This window comes from Halorussus vallis, from assembly GCF_024138165.1.
GTDB lineage: Archaea > Halobacteriota > Halobacteria > Halobacteriales > Haladaptataceae > Halorussus > Halorussus vallis.
Genome location: NZ_CP100000.1, coordinates 334,367 through 352,712, shown reverse-complemented (window position 1 = coordinate 352,712; position 18,346 = coordinate 334,367). Strand labels below are relative to the sequence as shown.

Below are 18,346 nucleotides of genomic sequence, written 5' to 3'. Positions count from 1 at the left end.
TTTAGACCTGCCGGATGGGGCGAGGGAATTGACACTCCGTGAGAGTAGTTGACCCCTCGACTCCTCGACCGCAACTGCGACTACGACCGCTACTGACACGATGAGTATGAGAAACCGCACCGCAACCGCACGGCCACACGCCTCCCCAGCCGACTCCGTCGCGCCTCTCCGAGGCGCTCAGTCGTCCCTCGCGCGTAAAGGCGCGACACGAGGTCGCGCCAGCGCGCGCCGAATTGGTGGTGTGGAGAAGCGCAACACTGTCCTTCGGCGTGGCGCGTGCGGTCGCACCTTCGTGGTGCGACCAAACCGCGCGAGGGACGACCGAGTGAGTGCCGGAGGTACGAACGAGGGAGTCGGCTGGGGAGGCTCGTGGCATGCGGTCGCGGTGCAGTGGCGGTTGCGGTTTCTCATTTGATTCGTGCGAGTGGCGGTCACGACTACGGTGGAGTTCGAATCGTGAGAGTGGACGCCGAACGGGAGCCTCGGGCCGTTCTCGTCTCCCACTTCCGAGTTCACTCACGTACTGACGACGTCTACCACGACAGAACTAACCACCCGGTATCGCAGGAACACCGCGCTTAAACGCGTGCGACGACAAAGCCGTTCCAATGAGCCAGGAACAGGACTACTCGGAGGGAGACCTCCGGAACACCGGCATGTCCCTCAAGCACGACCGCGAGTGGGACTACGAACTCGACCGCATCGTCGAGGCGGTCGAGGAGCGCGACGCCACCAAGGTCGGGCTACAGTTCCCCGAGGGACTCAAGCGGCGCGGCCCGAAGGTCGCCGACGACATCCGCGAACTCGTCCCCGACGACGTGACCGTGATGCTGTCGGGCCAGCCCTGCTACGGCGCCTGCGACCTCGACACCTTCCTGATGAAGCGGACCGACGTGTTCGTCCACTTCGGCCACTCGCCGATGAAGAATACGGACAAGGTCATCTACGTCCCGCTGTTCTCGAACGTCGACGTCTTCCCCATCATAGAGGAGTCCCTGGAGGAACTCGCCGACCCCGCAGAGAACCCCGACGTCGGCCTGGTCACGACCGCCCAGCACATGAACCGCTTCGAGGAGATGAAGTCGTGGCTCGACGAGCGCGGCTACGAGGTCCACACCCGTAAGGGCGACGACCGACTCACTCACGAGGGCCAGGTGCTCGGGTGCAACTACGCCAGCGCCGACATCGACGCAGACCAGGTGCTCTACGTCGGTGGCGGCAAGTTCCATCCGCTCGGCCTCGCGATGGAGCACCCCGACAAGAACGTGGTCATCGCCGACCCCGTCAACAACGTCGTCACCGTCGCCGACACCGAGAAGTTCCTGAAACAGCGCTACGCCTCGGTCCACAAGGCAATGGACGCCCAGAAGTGGGGCGTCATCTTCTGCACGAAGATCGGTCAGGGCCGCTGGGAGCAGGCCCAGGAGATACTGGACGACAACGACGACGCCTACCTCATCACGATGGACGAGGTGACCCCCGACCGCCTGCGGAACTTCGACATGGACGCGTTCGTCAACACGGGCTGTCCCCGCATCACGACCGACGACGGCCCGCAGTTCCACAAGCCGATGCTCACGCCCGGCGAGTACGAAATCGCGGTGGGGAACAAGCCGCTGGACGAACTCTCGTTCGACACGTTCCACGGCACGTGGTGACCTCCGACGACACGCGGTGATGTTCCGCGGCGCGCGGTGACCGTCCGGAGGAACCTCGAACCGTCCGGACGGAGCGTGGCTCCTCCGGCGATTCTCCCTCTCGTCTCTCCGATTTCTTCACCCCGAGAAGAGTAGAAACATTATTGGCCGACTCGCGAGCAGTGGCCGATATGCCCTCCAGACGTCAGTTCGTCGCGAGCGTCGGGGCCGCCGGACTCGCAGCCACCGTCGGCTGTCTCGGCTCGTCCGACCCCAACTACGCCGGCGACGGCGAATCGAACACGAAGTGGTGGCCCCAACCGCGGTTCGACGACCTCGGCTCCTGTTACAACCCGAAGCCCGTCGGTCCCAGCGAATCCGTTCAGGAGCGCTGGAGCCTCGACATCTCCGCGCCTTCCGCGTGCGCACCCGTGGTCGCCGACGGACTCGCCTTCCTGCCGACCGCGAGCGCGGTCCGGGCGGTGGACGCGAACACCGGCGAGGAGCGGTGGCGCGAGAACGGCGGCGACCCGCCGATGTGGCCGCGGTCGGTGGTCCACCACGACGGCACCCTCTTCGTCGCCTGGATGGGCGCTCCGGGACTTCTCGCGCTCGACGCGAAGACCGGCGAGCGTCGGTGGACCCTCTCGCCGAAGGGATTTGGTGCACAAGCACTCCTGGTCGACCCTCGGCGGCCCGCCCTCTTCGCGGGTGACGACGAGGGGTACGTCTACGGACTCGACCCGACGACGGGCGAAACCCGGTGGCGGCGTCGGGTGTTCGGCGGCGTGACCGCGTTCGCCCGGAGCATCCCCGAACTCCTCGTGGCGACCGAGGCGGGCGAGGTGTTCGGCCTCGATTCGACCGACGGCAGGGCGTACTGGCGGCGCAGACTACACGGCCAGATCCAGGCGCTCGCCACCGGGGACAGCCACGGCGCGTTCGTCTCGGTCTTCGGCGGACCGACGGTCGAACTCTCCGGCGAGCGCAACGGCGCGACGGCCTGGAGGGCCGACGTCTGGACGACCGACTCGTTCGCGGTCACCGCCGGGACGCTGTTCGCGGTGGGCGACCGCCTCGTCTCGCTGAATACGAACTCGGGCGAGCGCCGGTGGACCGGCGGCGAGACGACCCAGTGCGGTCCGGCCGCCGCGGGCGAGACGGTCTACGCCGCGAGCGACGACCGGGTCATCGCCTACGAGTTCGGCGGCGGCCTCGGCGTCGGCCGGTTCCGGGCCGGTGCCAAGCGCTGGTCGCACCCCGTCGAGGGACGCCCCGAGCAGGGCCTCGCGGTAGCCGACGGCGCGGTGTTCGTGCTAACCGAGGGCGGCGGCGACGAGTCGTCGAAGGCCTACGCGCTCGAAGAAGCCTGAGCGTTCGCACAGGCGAGTTCCGACTCACTCCGGCCTTCTCGTCTCGATTCTGTACGTCTCGCCGTCGAACGCGAAGTACGTCGACGTCGCCATCCCGAACGGCGGTTCCGTGGCGTTCCGCGTCAGGATGCGGACCCGCTCGACGCCGGGTTCGAAGTTCGCGACGGCGTTCCACAGTTCGGGGGTGTGTGCGAGTTGCTCCGGAATCTTCCGAGTTGGTTTTCTGGTCGCTTCGTCCGGACTCACCTTCGTCACCTCGTAGGTCGCCCGTGGGAAGTCGGCATCGAGGAACTCCGCGTCGTCGGCGAGACGGACGACGACCTCCGTGCCGCGGTCCTCGACGCTGGCGACGTCGTCGGTCGGAGTGACGACGAGCGGGTCGCCCGCCAGTTCGAACTCTGCGGCGTGAATTGCGTCGATTTCGGATCCCTCGTTTCCGTCACCCTCGAAACCGCCCGGAACGCCGAAGGCGTACGTTCCACCGCCGACGGGTCCGACGCGAAGCCGGTCGACGGGCCGGCCGTCGACGCTCTCCTGTCGATAGGTCGAGCGGGTGCGCTCGCCCGTCTGAATCGGCTCGCGTTCGAGGGTCAGCCACCAGTCACGGAAACTACCGGATGCGACGCTCAGCCCTACGAGCGGCGTGAACGTCGGCGCGACGAGGTACCACGCCCCGTCGACTCGCTTTAGGAGTTTCCATCCGTACGCGTTCGTCCATAGTCGTGTCCCCCGGTCGTTGGCGAGGCGAAACGCGAACGTCGCTTCCGGGAGCGTTCCGGACCGGTCGGAAGGCGTCAACGTCGCGAACTCGTCCCCGTCGTCGGCCCAGACGACGCGCTCGCGGTCACCCCCGAATGCCGCCGGCACCGACTCGTACATACCGGTAGTCATCGCCGTACCGGCAAAAATCCACCTCAGCGTCTCCCGGCCGACATCGGGGAGAGACGCTCGCTCGACGGACTCCGGAACGCGACCGACGCCGCCGTCCTCACTTTCTGGCCTTCTCGTCGGTCTTGACGAGCAGGTCCTTCACGTCGACGAGGAAGACGATGGCGCTCCCGATTATCAGGAGGATGCCGAGGACGGTCAGCGTCGCGTTGCCGAACACGACCAGACCGACGCCGACGAGTAGCGTGACCGTCGTGGCGAGCGTGAGCCAGGCGTCGCGCCCCCATGTTGCCATGAGTTACCACACAACGCGTCCGTAGATAAACGTGCCTCGGACCGACCTCGAATCGACCCGTCGCCCTCGCCTCCGACCCCGGCGTATTACTATTGCGCATTCACAAAGGTTTTTGTATTACCGTTTTGTATGTACTGGTAACGATGAGCGCCACCCGTTCCGCCGACGTCCGAACCGCTATCGAAGGCTGTCACGTCGAAGACGCCACCCCGGTGAGCCTCGACGCCGAGACGATTCCCTCGACCGCCCGACCCGACCTCGCCGAACTGAAGCGCCAACTCGACGCCGACGACCTCGTGCCCGCCCGCATCGTCGTCTCGGCCTGCTTCGACGAGGACTGCTCGTTCGCGACCCAGGAGGAGGCCGACCGCGTGCGCGAGTACGTCCGGGCCGCGAAGTACCTCGGCGCGGGCACCGTCACCGTCGAGTTCGACGGCGTCTCCGACGAAGGCAAGGTCCGACCCGCCCTCGCGGCGGTCGCGGAACGCGCCCGCCGCGAGGGCGTCGCGTTCGACGTCGACGGTCCGCTCTCGCTCGACGCCTGAGCGAGGTCCGCTCGGCGTCCCGTCTTCCCGACCGCGAATCCGAAGTCTCTATCCTCTCGACCGCTTCTCTCCCGCCATGAGCAAGGCCGCGCTGGAGCGCCGCCTGTCGGCCGTCGAAGGGTTCGCCGACCCGAAACTGGAACTCGAACAGTACCCGACCCCCGCCGACCTCGCGGCCCACCTCGTCCACCTCGCCGACGTGCAGGGCGACCTCGGCGGCCGGACGGTCTTCGATCTCGGAACCGGCACCGGGATGCTCGCGCTCGGGGCCGCGACGCGCGGCCCCGAGCGCGTATTCGGACTCGACCGCGACCCCGCGGCGCTCGCGCAGGCCCGCGAGAACCACGGTCGCGTCGGCCCCGCGGTCGGGGTCGAGTGGCTCCTCGCCGACGCGACCCGCCACCCGCTCTGCCTGGGTCGAGCGCGGGCCGACGCCGACGCGGCCGCGTCGGCGTCGGCCCGCGCTGACCGGGACTCGGCCGTCACGGTCCTGATGAACCCGCCCTTCGGCGCACAGCGAGACAACGTCCACGCCGACCGCGCGTTCCTGGAGACGGCCGCCGCGGTGGCGGGCGTCTCCTACTCGGTCCACAACGCGGGCAGTCGGGAGTTCGTCGAGGCGTTCGCCGCGGACGAGGGCGGCGAGGTCACCCACGCCTTCCGCGCGGAACTGGTCCTCCCCAGACAGTACGACCACCAGACCAGCGAGCGCGAGGTGCTCGACGCCGAGGTGTTCCGGATTCGGTGGCGGTGACTTTTTATCGAAACGGTGAGACTCGAACGCTATGAAACTGGAGTCGAGAATTCGGATAATCGCCGTCGGGCTACAACTGACGCTGTTGGGTGGTTTCGCGGTGGCTTTCTACGGCGAAATCGGATTCGGGCTCGCGCTGGTCGGGACGCTGGTCACCCTCGGCGGCGTCGTCTAACCGTTTCCGCGCCCCTCCAGGCGACGGACCAGCGAGACTATCAACACGCCGAGTCCGAGCGCGCCGGCGAGTGGGCGCGCGACGCCCTCCAGCCGTCGAATCGCGGTCCCCATTCCGCCGGTCTTTCCACCCTGGTCGTTCATCGAACCGTCCACCCCCGAGCGTCGTTCATCGAATCGCCCACCCCGGAACTGTCACGTCGGCCCGACGACGCGGAGCGAAATCACCGTTACGGCCTCCCGCGTCGAAGCGCCGGAATCGCCCGGAAGATTACGTATCGCCAGCGAGGTCACGTTCCGGAGCGTTCGGTCGCGGCGATGCGGATTCTGGTCCCGTTCGTCTCGGCGAACAGTCGCCCGCCCCGCCGCTCGAAGCGGAGGCCGGCGGCCGTCGCGTTCGCGCCCTTCTTCGGGAGCGGGACGGTCGCCAGCGTGGAGTTGTTCCGCGTGACACGCAGGAGGAACGCCCCGCCCTGGGGGACGACCGACACCTTCCGGTTCGCCAGGGTCGCCCCGGCCGTCGCGGGGTTCGAGGCGAACGCGTGGGTCCACGTGCGGTCGTCGGAGCCGCGGAGCCACACCTGGTAGGCGGTGCCGCCGTGGACCGTCGACCACCCGGCGCGCCTGACCCGGACGACCTCAGACCAGCCGACGCCGCCGACCTGGACGCCCGCCCGGCCCCGGAACGCGAGTCTCCCCTTCGAGACGGGGACCGCCCAGATCTCGCGGTCGGGGTTCACCACGATGACGCCGCTCGTCTCGACGTTCGTCGTCTCGCCGAACAGCGAGACGTCGATCACCGACACCTTCTCGTTCGGGACGCTCTCGGCGTAGGTGACCGAGTAGTCGCCGACCGAAACCGCCGGACCGTCGCCGGGAACGCCCGCGTCGTCGGTGACCTGCGTGGCGTTGACCACGCCCGCGACGCCCACCATGGCCGCCAGCGGGATCAGGAGGCAGACGAACGCCGCCTGCTTTCTGGTGACCGACCGGGGCAACAGCGGCCGCTCGGAACTCAGCGCCGCGCCGGTCGAGACGGCGACCACCGCGACCCCGAACAGCGCGCTGACGGCGCCTATCCGGAGTCCGGCGACCTCGAGCGAGAGCGTCCGGAGTCCGGCGGGACTCGACCCGAACACGCCCCACGCCACCCATCCGAGGACGAGTAGCGCGTCGAAACCGAGGAGCGCGCGGCGGCGCGACGGCCACGCCGGCAGCGGTCGGTCGCCGGCGACCGCGGCGACCGTGAAGAGCAACGCCACCGCGACGACGAAGACGACGCCGAGTCCCCGATAGAGGACGTAGGAGTTTCCGCCGCGGTACCACCAGAGCGCCCACAGCGTCATCGAGATTCCGAGGACCGTCGCGCCGGTCCACAGTCGGAGCGCCGAGGGAGTCTCGTCGCGCCGGTAGAGGACGAGGACGCCGAGCAGGACGCCGAGGAAGAGGCCGAGGGCGTGGCCCTGGATGGCGATGCCGTACCACCACGGGGTCTGGAACACCTGCCGGGCGGCCCCCGGCGTCACGGGGTCGAGGAACGCTTGGTAGACGGTCCTGACGAGTTCCTGCACCGAGAGCGCGACGACGGTTCCGAGGGGGTAACGCACCAGCGCGAATCCCGCGAACGCGAACGCGACGCCCGAGAAGCCGATGATGGGACCCCACGCGAACACGCTGGTCGCCAGGCCGACGAGGAACACCCCGAGCGGAAACAGGACGAACGCCCGTACGTAGGGGTTCGTGCGCCACGATTCGAAGCTCCGCCGACCGCGGGCGTGCGGGAAGTGGCCGAAGAAGTACTCCGCCAGCGGCGCGACGGTGAGCGTGGTGGTGAGGTTACCGATGAGATGTCCGGGGCCGGTGTGCGAGAACGGCGCGAGGAGCCACCCAGTCGGGTAGAGGTACGACCACGACGAGAACGGGAGCGTGAGCGGGTGCTGCCAGCGAGCGAAACCGCCCTGGACGAACAGGTACACCGCGAGGACGCCGAGCACCGAAACCAGCGTCCCCCACGGCAGGCCGAACAGGAATTGCGACCGGAGCGTCCGCCCCCAGCGACCGCGGGGCCGGTCGAGCCACCACACCGCCGCCAACGACAGCAGGAAGACGAGGGGGATGGCGACCTGCTCCGGCGCGGGAAGCCACGGAAGCAACTGACCCATGTCCGTGAATAAGACGGAGGCCGTATAAATGGGTGGTTGGAGTCGGCCGGGCTCGGACGGGGCGGCGTTCGCAGTGCTCGAACGAGCCTCCCTCGACGCCGCCGCCCGAACGACCGCGAGTGACCCCGCGCCGCACGCCCGCCAACCGCGAGCGATTCGAGCCGACGCGTCTCCGAGGATTCAGGATTCGCTCTCGGACGACGTCGCGTCCACCATCCCGTCATAGACCGTCCGCACGTACGCCTCGGGATTGTCGAGCACCCACTCGCGGGCCGCCCGGAAGTTGTAGGTTTCCAGTCCGTCGAGCACTTCGTCCGACAGCGGTTCGTGAGTCCCCATCTGGCGCATCGTCTTGAGTTCGCAGTACACTTGCCGAGGTACCTCGACCGGTTCGTTCTCTCCGTCCTCCATACTCCGACGGTCGACGCTCGGGCACTTATGCTGTGGGCCGTAGCGCTGTGGTGATTCGACCGATTGTACCACACGGTTTCCGGACTACGTCGACGGTTTCGAGGACCGGCGTGCGCAACGGAACGACAGCCGACAGTACAGGCTTCCTGCCGGCCGGGCGAATCCTGGCCCTCCGGGTCGCTCGAATCCCGCTTCCGCAACCTTGAAACCCGCAAAGCCAGAACGAGGAGGTATGGAACTACGGGTCATCGAGAAGGAGGACGACGAACTCTCCATCGAAATCGGCGGCGAGGACCACACCTTCATGAACGTGCTGAAGGGGGCGCTCCTCGAACGCGAGGGCGTCGCGGCCGCGACCTACGACGTGAACCCCGAGCAGTCCGGCGGCCAGACCGAACCCATCCTCACCATCAAGACCGAGGACGGCACCGACCCCCTCGACGCGCTGGAGGCCGCCGCCCGCGACATCGACGACAAGACGGCGGCGTTCCACGACGCCTACCAGAACGCGGCCTGACGACCGGACCGGACCGAATCGCGCGAGCGTCGCACGAACGAACCGCCATCTAAATCTACTCCTGCCGGCATCTCCTCGTTCTCGAATCGTTCTCGAAGTTACCGCACAGTGTCGGAACTGCGGGTTAGAAATCCCCGCCGGTCAGAATCCGCGCCGGTGCCACCCGCCGTCGACCGGCAGCACGGCGCCCGTGATGTAATCGGCGGCCGGCGACGAGAGGTAGGTCGCGGCGCGCGCGAACGACTCCGGCGTTCCCAGGTCGTCGAGGGGAAGTTCGTCCGTCCGGCGCTGCTCGGCTTCCTCCCGGCTGATTCCCTCCCGCTCGGCGAGTTGCTCGATTTTGTGGTCGATGCGGTCGGTGGTCACTCCCCGCGGGGAGACGCAGTTGACGCGAACCCCGTCGGCGCCGAACTCCTCGGCGAGCACCTTCGAGAGTCCGTATATCCCGGGACGGAAGACGTTCCCGAGCGCGCCGCGGGCCGACGGCTCCAGCGCTGACGCCGCGACCAAGTTCGTTATCGCGCCGCCTCCCTCCCGGAGCGCGGGGAGCGCCGTCTTGCACGTGAGGACGGTACTCCGGAGGATGCCGCGGTACCCCTCGTCGAAGTCGTCGATCGAGAGGCCCGAAAACGGCGTCGTCTCGGGGCCGCCGTGGTTCGTCACCAGAGCGTCGAGGCCCCCGAGGCGGTCGACGGCCGCCTCGGTCGCGTCCCGTACCGACGTTCCGTCGCTCAGGTCGCAGACGACCGAATCGACGGTGTCCGTCTCGCACCCGGTCGCCGCTCGGATGGACTCGGTCGCAGTCTCCAGTCGTTCGGCGCTCCGGGACGAGATGACGACGGAAGCGCCCTCCCGAACGAACGCTTCGGCCACCGCCCGGCCGAGACCCCCGCTGGCGGCCACGACGTACGCCCGCTTCCCGTCGAGTTTCAAATCCATGATGTGACCTCAGCGATAGGAAGCGTATAGTTTGGGATTCCGTGCCGGTCCCGCCGCCCCTCTTCTCCGACGCTCCGTCGAACCACCCTCCCTAAAGCGCCCTACGGTTTATCGTCCGAGGTCATCCTCAATCGAGGGCGGCCGAGGACGGCGACCGCGCCGCCGTCACGTCACCGATTGACACCCTCGGCGGACTCTCAGACGTATGCCTCGTTACTGCCGGCGTCCGGCGTCTCACACCCGGTGAGAAGCGTTCGAGCCGCGGAGATAAGCCGAGACTAACCGCGGCCAACGACTCACGGAAAAACGAAACGGTCGCTTCGGTTTATTCGCGCGGGCGGGAAACTCGGATTACGCATGAGAACACGCGCAATAGCCGTAGCGACGCTCGTACTGCTCGCCGGCGTCTCCTCGGCGCTGGCGGCGGCCGAAACCGGACCGAGTACGCACGCCGCGACCGGCGCAGACGCACCCGCGGCGGCCGCGATGCAGGACGGCGGCAACGACACCGCGGTTCAGCTACAGAACCTGACAATCCAGCGCCTCCACCTGGAGGGCGTCCAGATCGGACAAGCGCGACTGGAGAACACGGTCCTCCAGCGCGAGGCCGGCGGAACCAACCCGCTCGGCACCGCCGCGGCGTCGAACCTGACCGTCGTCAACGCCACGCTCCGGAACGTCACGCTTCAGAACGTGACCATCCGTAACCAGACGGTCGCCGACGCACTGCTCGGGAACGCGACGCCCGAGGACGGCACCGCGACCGTCCAGAACGCCACGCTCTCGAACGTGAGCCTCGACTCGCTGTACGTCAACGAGAGCCGCGTCGGCACCGTCGAGGTCAACGACGTCCAGGCGTCCATCTCCCCCGGCGGGAACGCGACCGACGCGGGCCAGTTAGAGTCGCCGACCATCTCGGTGGGTAACATGACCGTCGATTCGGTGGTCCTCGACGCGGTGCAGGCCGACAGCGTGAGCGTCGAGAACGCCTCCGTCGGCATCGGTTCGGTCCTCGGCGGCGGTGACGAGCAGACGACCGGCACCGCGACCGAAGGCGAAGCGGGCACCGGGAACACCACGACGACCGCGGCGTACCGCGCGCCCGAGCGGTAAGGGGAGTCGACGACCGCAGTTTCGGGAGTGAAGACGATAACTTTCTTTTAGGAATCGACGGCGAACAGTCGTCCGTCGGTCACGGTGCGCGCTGGCGTCTTCGGGAGCGTAGCGAACGCAGGCCCGTCGGACCGCCGGTCCGACGGCGGTGCTGTTTCACTTGATTCGTGCGAGTGGCGGTCCGCGTTGCGGTCCACAGTGGGATTTTCAGCGCCTCGTACTGTATTTCTCCGCCTCTTACCGCATCCTTCGCTCTCCACAAAACCAAACGTACCGCCCCTCACGGAACGACTCGCCGACGACAGACGTCCCTAGAGCCGAACCGGAACGCCCTGCTCGTCGAGGTACTCCTTGACCTCTCGAATCGTGTACTCGCCGTAGTGGAAGATGGAGGCCGCGAGCGCGGCGTCGGCGCCCGCGTCCTCGAACACCTCGTGCATGTCCTCGGGACCGCCGCAACCCGAGGAGGCGATCACCGGGGTGTTCACGGCGTCGCAGACCGCCTTCGTGAGCGGGATGTCGTAACCGTCCTTGGTCCCGTCGGCGTCGATGGAGTTGACGAACAGTTCGCCCGCACCGCGCTCCTCGGCCTCGGTCGCCCACTCGACCACGTCGAGGCCGGTGCCCTCGCGGCCGCCCTTGACGGTGCACTCGAACCAGCACGACTCGCCGTCGACCTCGGCGTAGTGTTCGCCTCGCTCGTCGTAGCGGCGCTCTGCGTCGACGGAGATGACGATGCACTGGCTGCCGAACGCGGCCGCGCCCTCGTCGATGAGGTCGGGGTTGGCTATCGCGCCGGAGTTGATGGACACCTTGTCGGCGCCGGCGCGGAGCGTCTCTTTGATGTCCTCCGTGGTGCGAATGCCGCCGCCGACGGTCAGCGGGATGAACACCTCGTCTGCGACCGCCGAGACGGTATCGAGCATCGTCTCGCGGCCCTCCGCGCTCGCGGTGATGTCGAGGAAGACGAACTCGTCGGCCCCCGACTCGTTGTACTCGCGGGCCATCTCGACCGGGTCGCCCGTGTACTGGAGGTCCTCGAAGTTGACGCCCGTGTACACCGCCGCCTCGCCGTCGTCGTCGACGTCGACGTCGATGCACGGGATGATACGTTTGGTGAGGGTCATCTAGTCGTTCGTGGATTGGCGTGAACGCGGTTTCACGGTTTCGACTGCGGCAGGGACTCGGAGAGTACGGGTCGTCGTGTTCGTACAGTATCGTGACTGTGACCGCCTCGAAAGCCCCCGCTCGCTGGCGGTCGTTCCGCGGGATATTCGACGCTCGCCCACGGCGAGCGCCGAATAGTGGCCCGTCGGAAGCGACCAGGGGCCTGCGGCCCGCCAGCGAGCGGCCCCTTTCAGTCCCACCCGTCGGTTGGTTCACCGAGCGCGTCCCCTATTCCGTCACGGCGACCGCTTCCGGCGGTTCGTCTCACTGAGCGCCCCCGATTCCCGCACGCAGTTATTTCCGTTGGCGAGCCTAGACGACTCCCATGGAACCTCCTTTCAGCAGGCGACGCTTCCTCGGGACGGCGCTCGCCGGCGCGGTGACCGGACTCGCGGGGTGTTCGGGGTCGAACGAACCTCGGCAGGGAACGACGACCGGGACGACCGCCGGGACCGAAACGACGACCGACGCCGGCGAAACGACCGAGTCGGGGGCATCTGTCCCCGACTCGGTCGGCCTGGAGACGCTGGCGACCGGGTTCGACGCGCCGCTGGACGTCGAGTTCGCCCCAGACGCCGACCGGCGGTACGTCGCCGACCAGCAGGGTCGAGTCTTCGTCCACGAGTCGGGCGGCCTCCGCGACCGACCGTTCCTCGACCTGCGCGAGTCGGTCACCGTCGGGAGCGAGACGGGGTTGCTGGGCATCGCGCTCCATCCGAACTTCGCGCGGAATCGCCGGGTGTTCGTCCGGTACAGCGCGCCTCCGCGTTCGGGGACGCCCGACGACTACAGCCACACGTTCGTCCTCTCGGAGTTCGAGGCGACCGCGAACGGCAGGCGGGCCAAGCCCGACTTCGAGCGGGCGATCCTGGAGATTCCCGAACCTCAGGCCAACCACAACGCCGGGTCGCTCGCGTTCGGCCCCGACGGCTACCTCTACCTCGGCGTCGGCGACGGCGGTAGCGGGGGCGACCAGGGTACCGGCCACGTCGACGACTGGTACGACGCCGTCTCGGGGGGCAACGGCCAGGACGTGACAGAGAATCTGCTGGGGAGCATCCTGCGAATCGACGTTAACAACCGGGAAGACGGCAAGCCCTACGCGATTCCGGACGACAATCCGCTGGTCGGCTCCGAGGGCCTGCCCGAACACTACGCGTGGGGGTTCCGCAACCCGTGGCGGTTCTCGTTCGACCGCGGGGACTTCTTCGTCGCCGACGTGGGCCAGAGCGCCTACGAGGAGGTCAGCCTGGTCGAGAAGGGCGGCAACTACGGCTGGAACGTCAAGGAGGGAACCCACTGCTACGGGGCGAACGACTGCCCGGACCGGACCCCGCAGGACGTCCGGGGCGGCGAACCGCTGGTCGACCCGATAATCGAGTATCCCCACTCCGACGCCGCCATCAGCGGCGTCTCGGTCATCGGCGGCTACGTCTATCGCGGGTCGAGCGTTCCCGGACTGCGGGGGACGTACCTGTTCGCCGACTACGCCGCCTCCGGGCGATTGTTCGCCGCGACGCGGCCCACGGGCAGACAGAACGGAGCGGGCGGAGGTGACACGGACGGCGGCCAGTGGCCGACGCGCGTCCTCGAAGTCGCCGGCGACGACGCCGGGAAGATTCAGCGCGTGCTCTCGTTCGGCCGGGATGCCGCCGGCGAGGTGTACGTCCTCGGGACCGGCGACGACGGCGGCGGACTCCACCGCGTCGTCTCCGCCGAGTGACGGAACGGAGTCTCCGGTTTCCGCCGAAATCGCGCTCGGCTACGCGAGTTCGTACACCCGCGCCTCGTAAGGCCGCAGTTCGAACGACCCGGGGTCGTCGCCCGCGACGGGGTAGTTGCCCAGGCGATATACGGCCTCGTCGTAGGTCACCTCGGGCGGGAGCGAGAACGTCGGCGTCCCGTCGAAGAAGTTCAACACGACCAGCAGTCGGCTATCGCCGAGCGTTCGGGTGTAGGCGTAGATGTCGGGGTCGTCGGGCAACAGCAGGTCGTATTCGCCGTACACCGCGGCCGGGGTGTCGTCGCGGAACTCGACGAGGTCGCGGTAGTAGTGCCAGACGGAGTCCTCGCGCGACCGGGCGTCCGCGGCGTTGACAGTCTCGTAGTTGGGATTGATTTGGAGCCACGGGTCACCCTCGGTGAACCCGGCGTTCTCCTCGTCGGACCACTGCATCGGCGTGCGGGCGTTGTCCCGGCTTCCGTACTCGATGGCCTCCATGATATCCTCGACGGGGTCGCCCGCCTCGCGCCGGCGTTCGAGGTAGTTCCTCGCGCTCACGTCGTCGACCTCCTCGGGCTCGGAGAAGGGGTAGTTCGTCATCCCGAGTTCGTCCCCCTGGTAGACGTACGGCGTGCCTTCGAGGGTGAACAGCAGCGTCGCCAGCATCTTCGCCGACTCGATGCGGTATAGTCCGTCGTCGCCGAACCGCGAGACCATCCGGGGCCAGTCGTGGTTGCCCAGGTAGACGCTGTTCCACCCCTCGCCGCGCAGGCCCTCCTGCCACTTCGTCAGTATCTCCTTGAGTTCCGTCAGCGACCAGTCGTCGACGGCGTGCCACGACCCCTCCTTCACGTCGATGTCGATGTGCTCGAAGTGGAAGATCATGTTCAGGCCGTCGCCGTCCGGCCCGAGGTACCGCCTGGCCTCCTCCAAGGTCGCGCCGGGCATCTCGCCGACGGTCATCACGTCCCGGCCTTCCAGGACTTCCTCGTGCATCTCGCCGATGTAGTCGTGGATGTTCGGCCCGCTCATGAAGTGCTCGGAGCCGACCCATCCGGAACCGGGGTCGCCGTCGGGCAGGCCCTCGGCCTTCGAGAGCAGGTCGACGACGTCCATCCGGAAGCCGTCGATGCCCCGGTCGAGCCACCACTCCATCATGTTGTAGACGCGCTCGCGGACCGCAGGGTTGCGCCAGTTGAGGTCGGGTTGCTTCTCGTCGAAGAGGTGGAGGTAGTACTTCCCGACCCGCTCGTCGTACGTCCAGGCCGACCCGCCGAACGCCGACTCCCAGTTGTTCGGCGGTTCGCCCTTCCCGCCGGGGCCGTCGCCGCGGCCCTCCCGCCAGATGTAGAAGTCGCGGTACTCGGAGTCGGGGTCCTCGCGACCGCGCTGGAACCACTCGTGTTCGTCGGAGGTGTGGTTGACCACGAGGTCCATGATAAGGCGGATGTCGCGGTCGTGGAGGCTCGACAGGAGCGACTCCCAGTCGTCCATCGTCCCGAAGTCGTCGTCGATGGCCCGGTAGTCGCGGATGTCGTAGCCGTTGTCGGCGTGCGGCGAGTCGTACACCGGATTGAGCCACACCACGTCGACGCCGAGTTCGTCGAGGTAGTCGAGTTTCGACTCGATGCCGCGCAGGTCGCCGACGCCGTCGCCGTCGGAGTCGGCGAAACTCCGGGGATAGATCTGATAGACCACTGCCTCCTTCCACCACTCCTCGCCTCGCTCCGAAGCGCCAGCGGGTGCTCGCCCTTCCATCGTCCGGACGAACGTGGTCCACCGGTTTATTCCCCACGAACACCGCCACCTTCCCCGCGACGGTGGCCCGTCGATTCGCGATTCACGATTGGGGCGTTTGGGTGCGTTTAAGTGGCGGGCGGCGTAATCGTCGAGCATGAGCGACCAAGAAGACCCCTCGGAACGAGACGCCCACACCGACGACGTCCACGGCCACGAGGCCCAGGAGATGGACCGCGTGACCTCACCGATGCAGGACTTCTCGACTTCGCAGGTCGGCATCGGTTTCGCCGTGCTGGCCGTGGGACTGGCGGTGGCGTTCGTTCTCCCGCTCGTTCTGGCGTAATCGTCGTTCTCTCCGCTCGTTTTCGCGAAATCTTCTCGCCGCTACGACTCCATCGGTGTTGGCTGATAGCGGACGATTCTGCGACGGTGACACGGCTCGTCTCCACGGCCAGTTCGGACTGACTCTGCGACGGTGACCGCTACTCGCACGACGCAACTGAGAAACCGCAACCGCCCCGCCACAGCCACACGCCTCCCCAGCCGATTCACTCACTCGCTTCGCTCGTTCGCTCATCCCTCGCGCGTGTGGGTGCGGCCGAAACCGCCGGCCGCACCAGCACGCGCCGTCCCCAAAATCAGAACCGCGTAATCGAATCGTCGAACTTGCCGACGGAGTTCAGTCCAGTTCCCGGGCAAGCGTATCCCGGAGCTCTGCGATTTCGTCGGCGTCAACGGAGAGCGACTCCTCGCCGACGGACAGCGAGAGCGTTCCGGAATCGTCGGCCGACCCGAGTTCGACGACCGGCGCGACGCCCTCGAAGGTTTCGCGGACCGCGTCGGGGTCGGTCGTCTCGACCACCGCGCGGCCGGGCGTCTCCGCGAACAGCAGTTCCGCGGGCGAGGCGGCGTCTACCGCCTCACCGGCGAGTTCGACCGACGCGCCGGCGCTCGGGGTGACCATCTCGGCGAGCGTCACGGCCAGGCCGCCGTCGCTGACGTCGTGGACCGCGAGCGTCCCGAGGAGGTTCGCGGACTCTGCGAGCGCCGCGACGACCTCGCTCGCGTTCTCAGGGAGGTCGGGGAAGCGGTCGCTCCCGCCGAACTGCGCGAGGTACTCCGATCCGCCGAGCGTCGACTCGCCGCCTGCCCCGACGAGCAGGAGCGTCCCCTCGCCCGCGAGCGCCGCGGGCGGAGCGTCGTAGCCCGCCTTCGTGCCAGTCATCGCCAGCGTGGGCGTCGGCGGAATCGGGCCGGACGGCGAGTCGTTGTACAGCGAGACGTTGCCGCCGACGACCGGCACCGACAGCTCCGAGCACATGTCGGCTAGACCGGAGATTATGGCTTGGAAACCGCCGTAGACGTCGGGCTTCTCGGGGTTGCCGCCGTTGAGGCAGTCGACCGCGGCAAGCGGCATCGCGCCCTTCGCGGCGACGTTGGTTGCGTTTTCGAGCGCCACTGCCCGAGCGCCGTCGTAGGGGGCGACGCTCGTCCAGCGCGGGACCGCGCCCGAGGAGAACGCGAGGCCGGTTTCGGCTTCGCGGAGCGCGAGTAGCGCCGCGTCGTCGCCCGGCGCGACCGCGGTCCGGACCTGGACCTCGTGGTCGTACTGGCGGTAGACCCACCGCTTGCTGGCGCAGTTCGGACTGGCGACGACCGCCTCGAACGCCTCCCGGAGGTCGACCTCGGGCAGGTCCCGTGCGGGCTGTTCGGAGTCCTCGGACGGGAGGTCGTTCATCGGCGCGCCCTCGCCGAGGAAGTGGGCGTCGACGTCGACGACCGTCTCGCCCTCGAACGTGCAGACGTAGTTGCCCTCCGTGACCTCGCCGATGACCGAACAGCCGAGGTCGTACTTCTCGGCGACGGCGCGGACCGCCTCGACGTTCTCCGGGCGAACTTCGTAGCACATCCGCTCCTGGGACTCCGCGAGTAGGATTTCGAGCGCATTCATGTTCGGTTCGCGCTGGTGGACCTCCTCGAGGCGAATCTCCGCGCCGAGTCCGCCCTTCGAAACCATCTCGGAGGACGCGCCGCCCAGGCCGGCCGCCCCGAGGTCGCGGGCCGCCTCCACGAGGTCCTCGTCGAGCAGCGCCTCGTTGGCTTCTATCAGGAGTTTCTCGGTGTAAGGGTCGCCGACCTGGACCGCCGGGCGGTCCTCGGTTTCGGCGTCCTCGCCGAGGTCCTCGCTGGCGAAGCTCGCACCGCCCAGTCCGTCGCGGCCGGTCGCGTTGCCCACGAGCACCAGTTTGTTGCCGGGTTCCTTCGCGTCGGCGGTCACGAGGCGGTCGGCCGACAGTAGGCCGACGCAGGCGACGTTGACCAGCGGGTTGCCCTCGTAGTCGGGGTGGAACTCGGTGCTCCCCGTCACGGTCGGGACGCCGATGGAGTTGCCGTAGTCCGAGATGCCCTCAACGACGCCCTCCAGCAGGTAGCGCGAGTGCTCGCGATCGAAGTCGCCGAAGTACAGCGAGTCGGCCAGCGCGATGGGGTAGGCGCCCATCGAGAGCGTGTCGCGGACGATACCGCCGACGCCGGTCGCCGCGCCGTCGTAGGGGTCGACGAACGAGGGGTGGTTGTGGCTCTCGATGCCCATCGTGATGTACGTCTCCTCGTCGGCGCCGCCGTGGGACGGAACGGCCACCACGGCGGCGTCGTCGCCCGGTCCGACGACGACCTGCTCGCCCTCGGAGTCGAACGCCGAGAGCAGCGGTCGGGACGAGCGGTACGCGCAGTGTTCGCTCCAGAGGTTCTCGAAGAGGGCCGCCTCCGCCGGGGTCGGCTCCCGGTCGAGTTCGGCGACGACCAGTTCGCGGTCTGGCTCGGAGAGACTCATTCACTCTTCTGTACAGACACGCCGGATTAATGCCTTTCCATGTGCACGAACGTGTGCACTCTCGGCGACCGCGCG

18 protein-coding genes are annotated in these 18,346 nt (G+C 67.9%); 9 read left to right on the top strand and 9 right to left on the bottom strand.

What is annotated here, in order from left to right:
• Positions 1 to 608: 608 nt before the first annotated feature.
• Together dph2 and NGM07_RS01935 are read left to right on the top strand one after the other, a co-directional pair.
• Complete coding sequence (gene dph2 / locus NGM07_RS01940) at positions 609 to 1,658, top strand: diphthamide biosynthesis enzyme Dph2 (RefSeq protein WP_253516068.1); 1,050 nt, start codon at positions 609 to 611, stop codon at positions 1,656 to 1,658.
• A 170-nt stretch (positions 1,659 to 1,828) separates the two neighbouring features.
• Positions 1,829 to 3,010 (top strand): PQQ-binding-like beta-propeller repeat protein, encoded by a 1,182-nt coding sequence (locus NGM07_RS01935; RefSeq protein WP_253516064.1) that lies wholly within the window; start codon positions 1,829 to 1,831, stop codon positions 3,008 to 3,010.
• 24 nt (positions 3,011 to 3,034) lie between these two features.
• Here NGM07_RS01935 and NGM07_RS01930 read toward each other — a convergent pair whose 3' ends face one another.
• Together NGM07_RS01930 and NGM07_RS01925 are read right to left on the bottom strand one after the other, a co-directional pair.
• Positions 3,035 to 3,889: a hypothetical protein gene (locus NGM07_RS01930; RefSeq protein WP_253516062.1), complete on the bottom strand. Its 855-nt coding sequence runs from the start codon at positions 3,887 to 3,889 to the stop codon at positions 3,035 to 3,037.
• A gap of 109 nt (positions 3,890 to 3,998) precedes the next feature.
• A complete protein-coding gene (locus tag NGM07_RS01925) occupies positions 3,999 to 4,193 on the bottom strand; it encodes a hypothetical protein (protein ID WP_253516060.1) in 195 nt (64 codons plus the stop codon).
• A 143-nt stretch (positions 4,194 to 4,336) separates the two neighbouring features.
• Here NGM07_RS01925 and NGM07_RS01920 point away from each other — a divergent pair, with 143 nt between their 5' ends.
• The 3 genes from NGM07_RS01920 to NGM07_RS01910 all read left to right on the top strand — a co-directional run bounded on the left by NGM07_RS01920 (position 4,337) and on the right by NGM07_RS01910 (position 5,667).
• Positions 4,337 to 4,738 carry a DUF7961 family protein gene (locus tag NGM07_RS01920; RefSeq protein ID WP_253516058.1) on the top strand — a complete coding sequence of 134 codons (402 nt, stop codon included), beginning with the start codon at positions 4,337 to 4,339 and terminating at the stop codon, positions 4,736 to 4,738.
• Positions 4,739 to 4,814: 76 nt separating this feature from the next.
• Positions 4,815 to 5,492, top strand: coding sequence for an METTL5 family protein (locus tag NGM07_RS01915; RefSeq protein ID WP_253516056.1), 678 nt, complete (start codon positions 4,815 to 4,817; stop codon positions 5,490 to 5,492).
• A gap of 31 nt (positions 5,493 to 5,523) precedes the next feature.
• Positions 5,524 to 5,667: a hypothetical protein gene (locus NGM07_RS01910; RefSeq protein ID WP_253516045.1), complete on the top strand. Its 144-nt coding sequence runs from the start codon at positions 5,524 to 5,526 to the stop codon at positions 5,665 to 5,667.
• Here the strand turns inward: NGM07_RS01910 and NGM07_RS01905 are convergent.
• The 3 genes from NGM07_RS01905 to NGM07_RS01895 all read right to left on the bottom strand — a co-directional run bounded on the left by NGM07_RS01905 (position 5,664) and on the right by NGM07_RS01895 (position 8,239).
• Positions 5,664 to 5,810, bottom strand: coding sequence for a hypothetical protein (locus tag NGM07_RS01905; RefSeq protein WP_253516042.1), 147 nt, complete (start codon positions 5,808 to 5,810; stop codon positions 5,664 to 5,666). The two genes, NGM07_RS01910 and NGM07_RS01905, sit on opposite strands and share 4 nt — an antisense overlap.
• A gap of 146 nt (positions 5,811 to 5,956) precedes the next feature.
• The gene (locus NGM07_RS01900; RefSeq protein WP_253516039.1) at positions 5,957 to 7,828 is read right to left on the bottom strand and encodes a rhomboid-like intramembrane serine protease; all 1,872 of its coding nucleotides are present in this window, start codon (positions 7,826 to 7,828) and stop codon (positions 5,957 to 5,959) included.
• Between the two features lie 180 nt (positions 7,829 to 8,008).
• Complete coding sequence (locus tag NGM07_RS01895; RefSeq protein ID WP_253516026.1) at positions 8,009 to 8,239, bottom strand: hypothetical protein; 231 nt, start codon at positions 8,237 to 8,239, stop codon at positions 8,009 to 8,011.
• A gap of 232 nt (positions 8,240 to 8,471) precedes the next feature.
• On the opposite strand from NGM07_RS01895, the gene NGM07_RS01890 reads away from it, so the two are divergent.
• Positions 8,472 to 8,756, top strand: coding sequence for a DNA-directed RNA polymerase subunit L (locus tag NGM07_RS01890; protein ID WP_253516014.1), 285 nt, complete (start codon positions 8,472 to 8,474; stop codon positions 8,754 to 8,756).
• Positions 8,757 to 8,897: 141 nt separating this feature from the next.
• Here NGM07_RS01890 and NGM07_RS01885 read toward each other — a convergent pair whose 3' ends face one another.
• Positions 8,898 to 9,695 (bottom strand): SDR family oxidoreductase, encoded by a 798-nt coding sequence (locus tag NGM07_RS01885; RefSeq protein WP_253516011.1) that lies wholly within the window; start codon positions 9,693 to 9,695, stop codon positions 8,898 to 8,900.
• Between the two features lie 357 nt (positions 9,696 to 10,052).
• Here NGM07_RS01885 and NGM07_RS01880 point away from each other — a divergent pair, with 357 nt between their 5' ends.
• A complete protein-coding gene (locus NGM07_RS01880) occupies positions 10,053 to 10,808 on the top strand; it encodes a hypothetical protein (RefSeq protein ID WP_253516009.1) in 756 nt (251 codons plus the stop codon).
• Positions 10,809 to 11,119: 311 nt separating this feature from the next.
• Here the strand turns inward: NGM07_RS01880 and hisF are convergent, their stop codons facing one another.
• Entirely contained in the window at positions 11,120 to 11,935 is an 816-nt protein-coding gene (hisF, locus tag NGM07_RS01875; protein ID WP_253515994.1) for an imidazole glycerol phosphate synthase subunit HisF, read from the bottom strand.
• A gap of 365 nt (positions 11,936 to 12,300) precedes the next feature.
• Between hisF and NGM07_RS01870 the strand changes: the two genes are divergently transcribed.
• Positions 12,301 to 13,698 carry a PQQ-dependent sugar dehydrogenase gene (locus NGM07_RS01870; RefSeq protein WP_253515992.1) on the top strand — a complete coding sequence of 466 codons (1,398 nt, stop codon included), beginning with the start codon at positions 12,301 to 12,303 and terminating at the stop codon, positions 13,696 to 13,698.
• A gap of 39 nt (positions 13,699 to 13,737) precedes the next feature.
• Here the strand turns inward: NGM07_RS01870 and NGM07_RS01865 are convergent, their stop codons facing one another.
• The gene (locus NGM07_RS01865) at positions 13,738 to 15,456 is read right to left on the bottom strand and encodes a glycoside hydrolase family 13 protein (RefSeq protein WP_253515981.1); all 1,719 of its coding nucleotides are present in this window, start codon (positions 15,454 to 15,456) and stop codon (positions 13,738 to 13,740) included.
• Positions 15,457 to 15,592: 136 nt separating this feature from the next.
• Between NGM07_RS01865 and NGM07_RS01860 the strand changes: the two genes are divergently transcribed.
• Positions 15,593 to 15,781 (top strand): DUF7550 family protein, encoded by a 189-nt coding sequence (locus NGM07_RS01860; RefSeq protein ID WP_253515980.1) that lies wholly within the window; start codon positions 15,593 to 15,595, stop codon positions 15,779 to 15,781.
• A 336-nt stretch (positions 15,782 to 16,117) separates the two neighbouring features.
• Here the strand turns inward: NGM07_RS01860 and purL are convergent, their stop codons facing one another.
• Positions 16,118 to 18,271 carry a phosphoribosylformylglycinamidine synthase subunit PurL gene (gene purL / locus NGM07_RS01855; protein ID WP_253515978.1) on the bottom strand — a complete coding sequence of 718 codons (2,154 nt, stop codon included), beginning with the start codon at positions 18,269 to 18,271 and terminating at the stop codon, positions 16,118 to 16,120.
• Between the last annotated feature and the right edge of the window lie 75 nt (positions 18,272 to 18,346).

Coding starts and splice junctions, on each gene's coding strand:
- dph2 (WP_253516068.1), top strand. CDS start 609: ATGAGCCAGGAACAGGACTACTCGGAGGGAGACCTCCGGAACACCGGC.
- NGM07_RS01935 (WP_253516064.1), top strand. CDS start 1,829: ATGCCCTCCAGACGTCAGTTCGTCGCGAGCGTCGGGGCCGCCGGACTC.
- NGM07_RS01930 (WP_253516062.1), bottom strand. CDS start 3,889: ATGTACGAGTCGGTGCCGGCGGCATTCGGGGGTGACCGCGAGCGCGTC.
- NGM07_RS01925 (WP_253516060.1), bottom strand. CDS start 4,193: ATGGCAACATGGGGGCGCGACGCCTGGCTCACGCTCGCCACGACGGTC.
- NGM07_RS01920 (WP_253516058.1), top strand. CDS start 4,337: ATGAGCGCCACCCGTTCCGCCGACGTCCGAACCGCTATCGAAGGCTGT.
- NGM07_RS01915 (WP_253516056.1), top strand. CDS start 4,815: ATGAGCAAGGCCGCGCTGGAGCGCCGCCTGTCGGCCGTCGAAGGGTTC.
- NGM07_RS01910 (WP_253516045.1), top strand. CDS start 5,524: ATGAAACTGGAGTCGAGAATTCGGATAATCGCCGTCGGGCTACAACTG.
- NGM07_RS01905 (WP_253516042.1), bottom strand. CDS start 5,810: ATGAACGACCAGGGTGGAAAGACCGGCGGAATGGGGACCGCGATTCGA.
- NGM07_RS01900 (WP_253516039.1), bottom strand. CDS start 7,828: ATGGGTCAGTTGCTTCCGTGGCTTCCCGCGCCGGAGCAGGTCGCCATC.
- NGM07_RS01895 (WP_253516026.1), bottom strand. CDS start 8,239: ATGGAGGACGGAGAGAACGAACCGGTCGAGGTACCTCGGCAAGTGTAC.
- NGM07_RS01890 (WP_253516014.1), top strand. CDS start 8,472: ATGGAACTACGGGTCATCGAGAAGGAGGACGACGAACTCTCCATCGAA.
- NGM07_RS01885 (WP_253516011.1), bottom strand. CDS start 9,695: ATGGATTTGAAACTCGACGGGAAGCGGGCGTACGTCGTGGCCGCCAGC.
- NGM07_RS01880 (WP_253516009.1), top strand. CDS start 10,053: ATGAGAACACGCGCAATAGCCGTAGCGACGCTCGTACTGCTCGCCGGC.
- hisF (WP_253515994.1), bottom strand. CDS start 11,935: ATGACCCTCACCAAACGTATCATCCCGTGCATCGACGTCGACGTCGAC.
- NGM07_RS01870 (WP_253515992.1), top strand. CDS start 12,301: ATGGAACCTCCTTTCAGCAGGCGACGCTTCCTCGGGACGGCGCTCGCC.
- NGM07_RS01865 (WP_253515981.1), bottom strand. CDS start 15,456: ATGGAAGGGCGAGCACCCGCTGGCGCTTCGGAGCGAGGCGAGGAGTGG.
- NGM07_RS01860 (WP_253515980.1), top strand. CDS start 15,593: ATGAGCGACCAAGAAGACCCCTCGGAACGAGACGCCCACACCGACGAC.
- purL (WP_253515978.1), bottom strand. CDS start 18,271: ATGAGTCTCTCCGAGCCAGACCGCGAACTGGTCGTCGCCGAACTCGAC.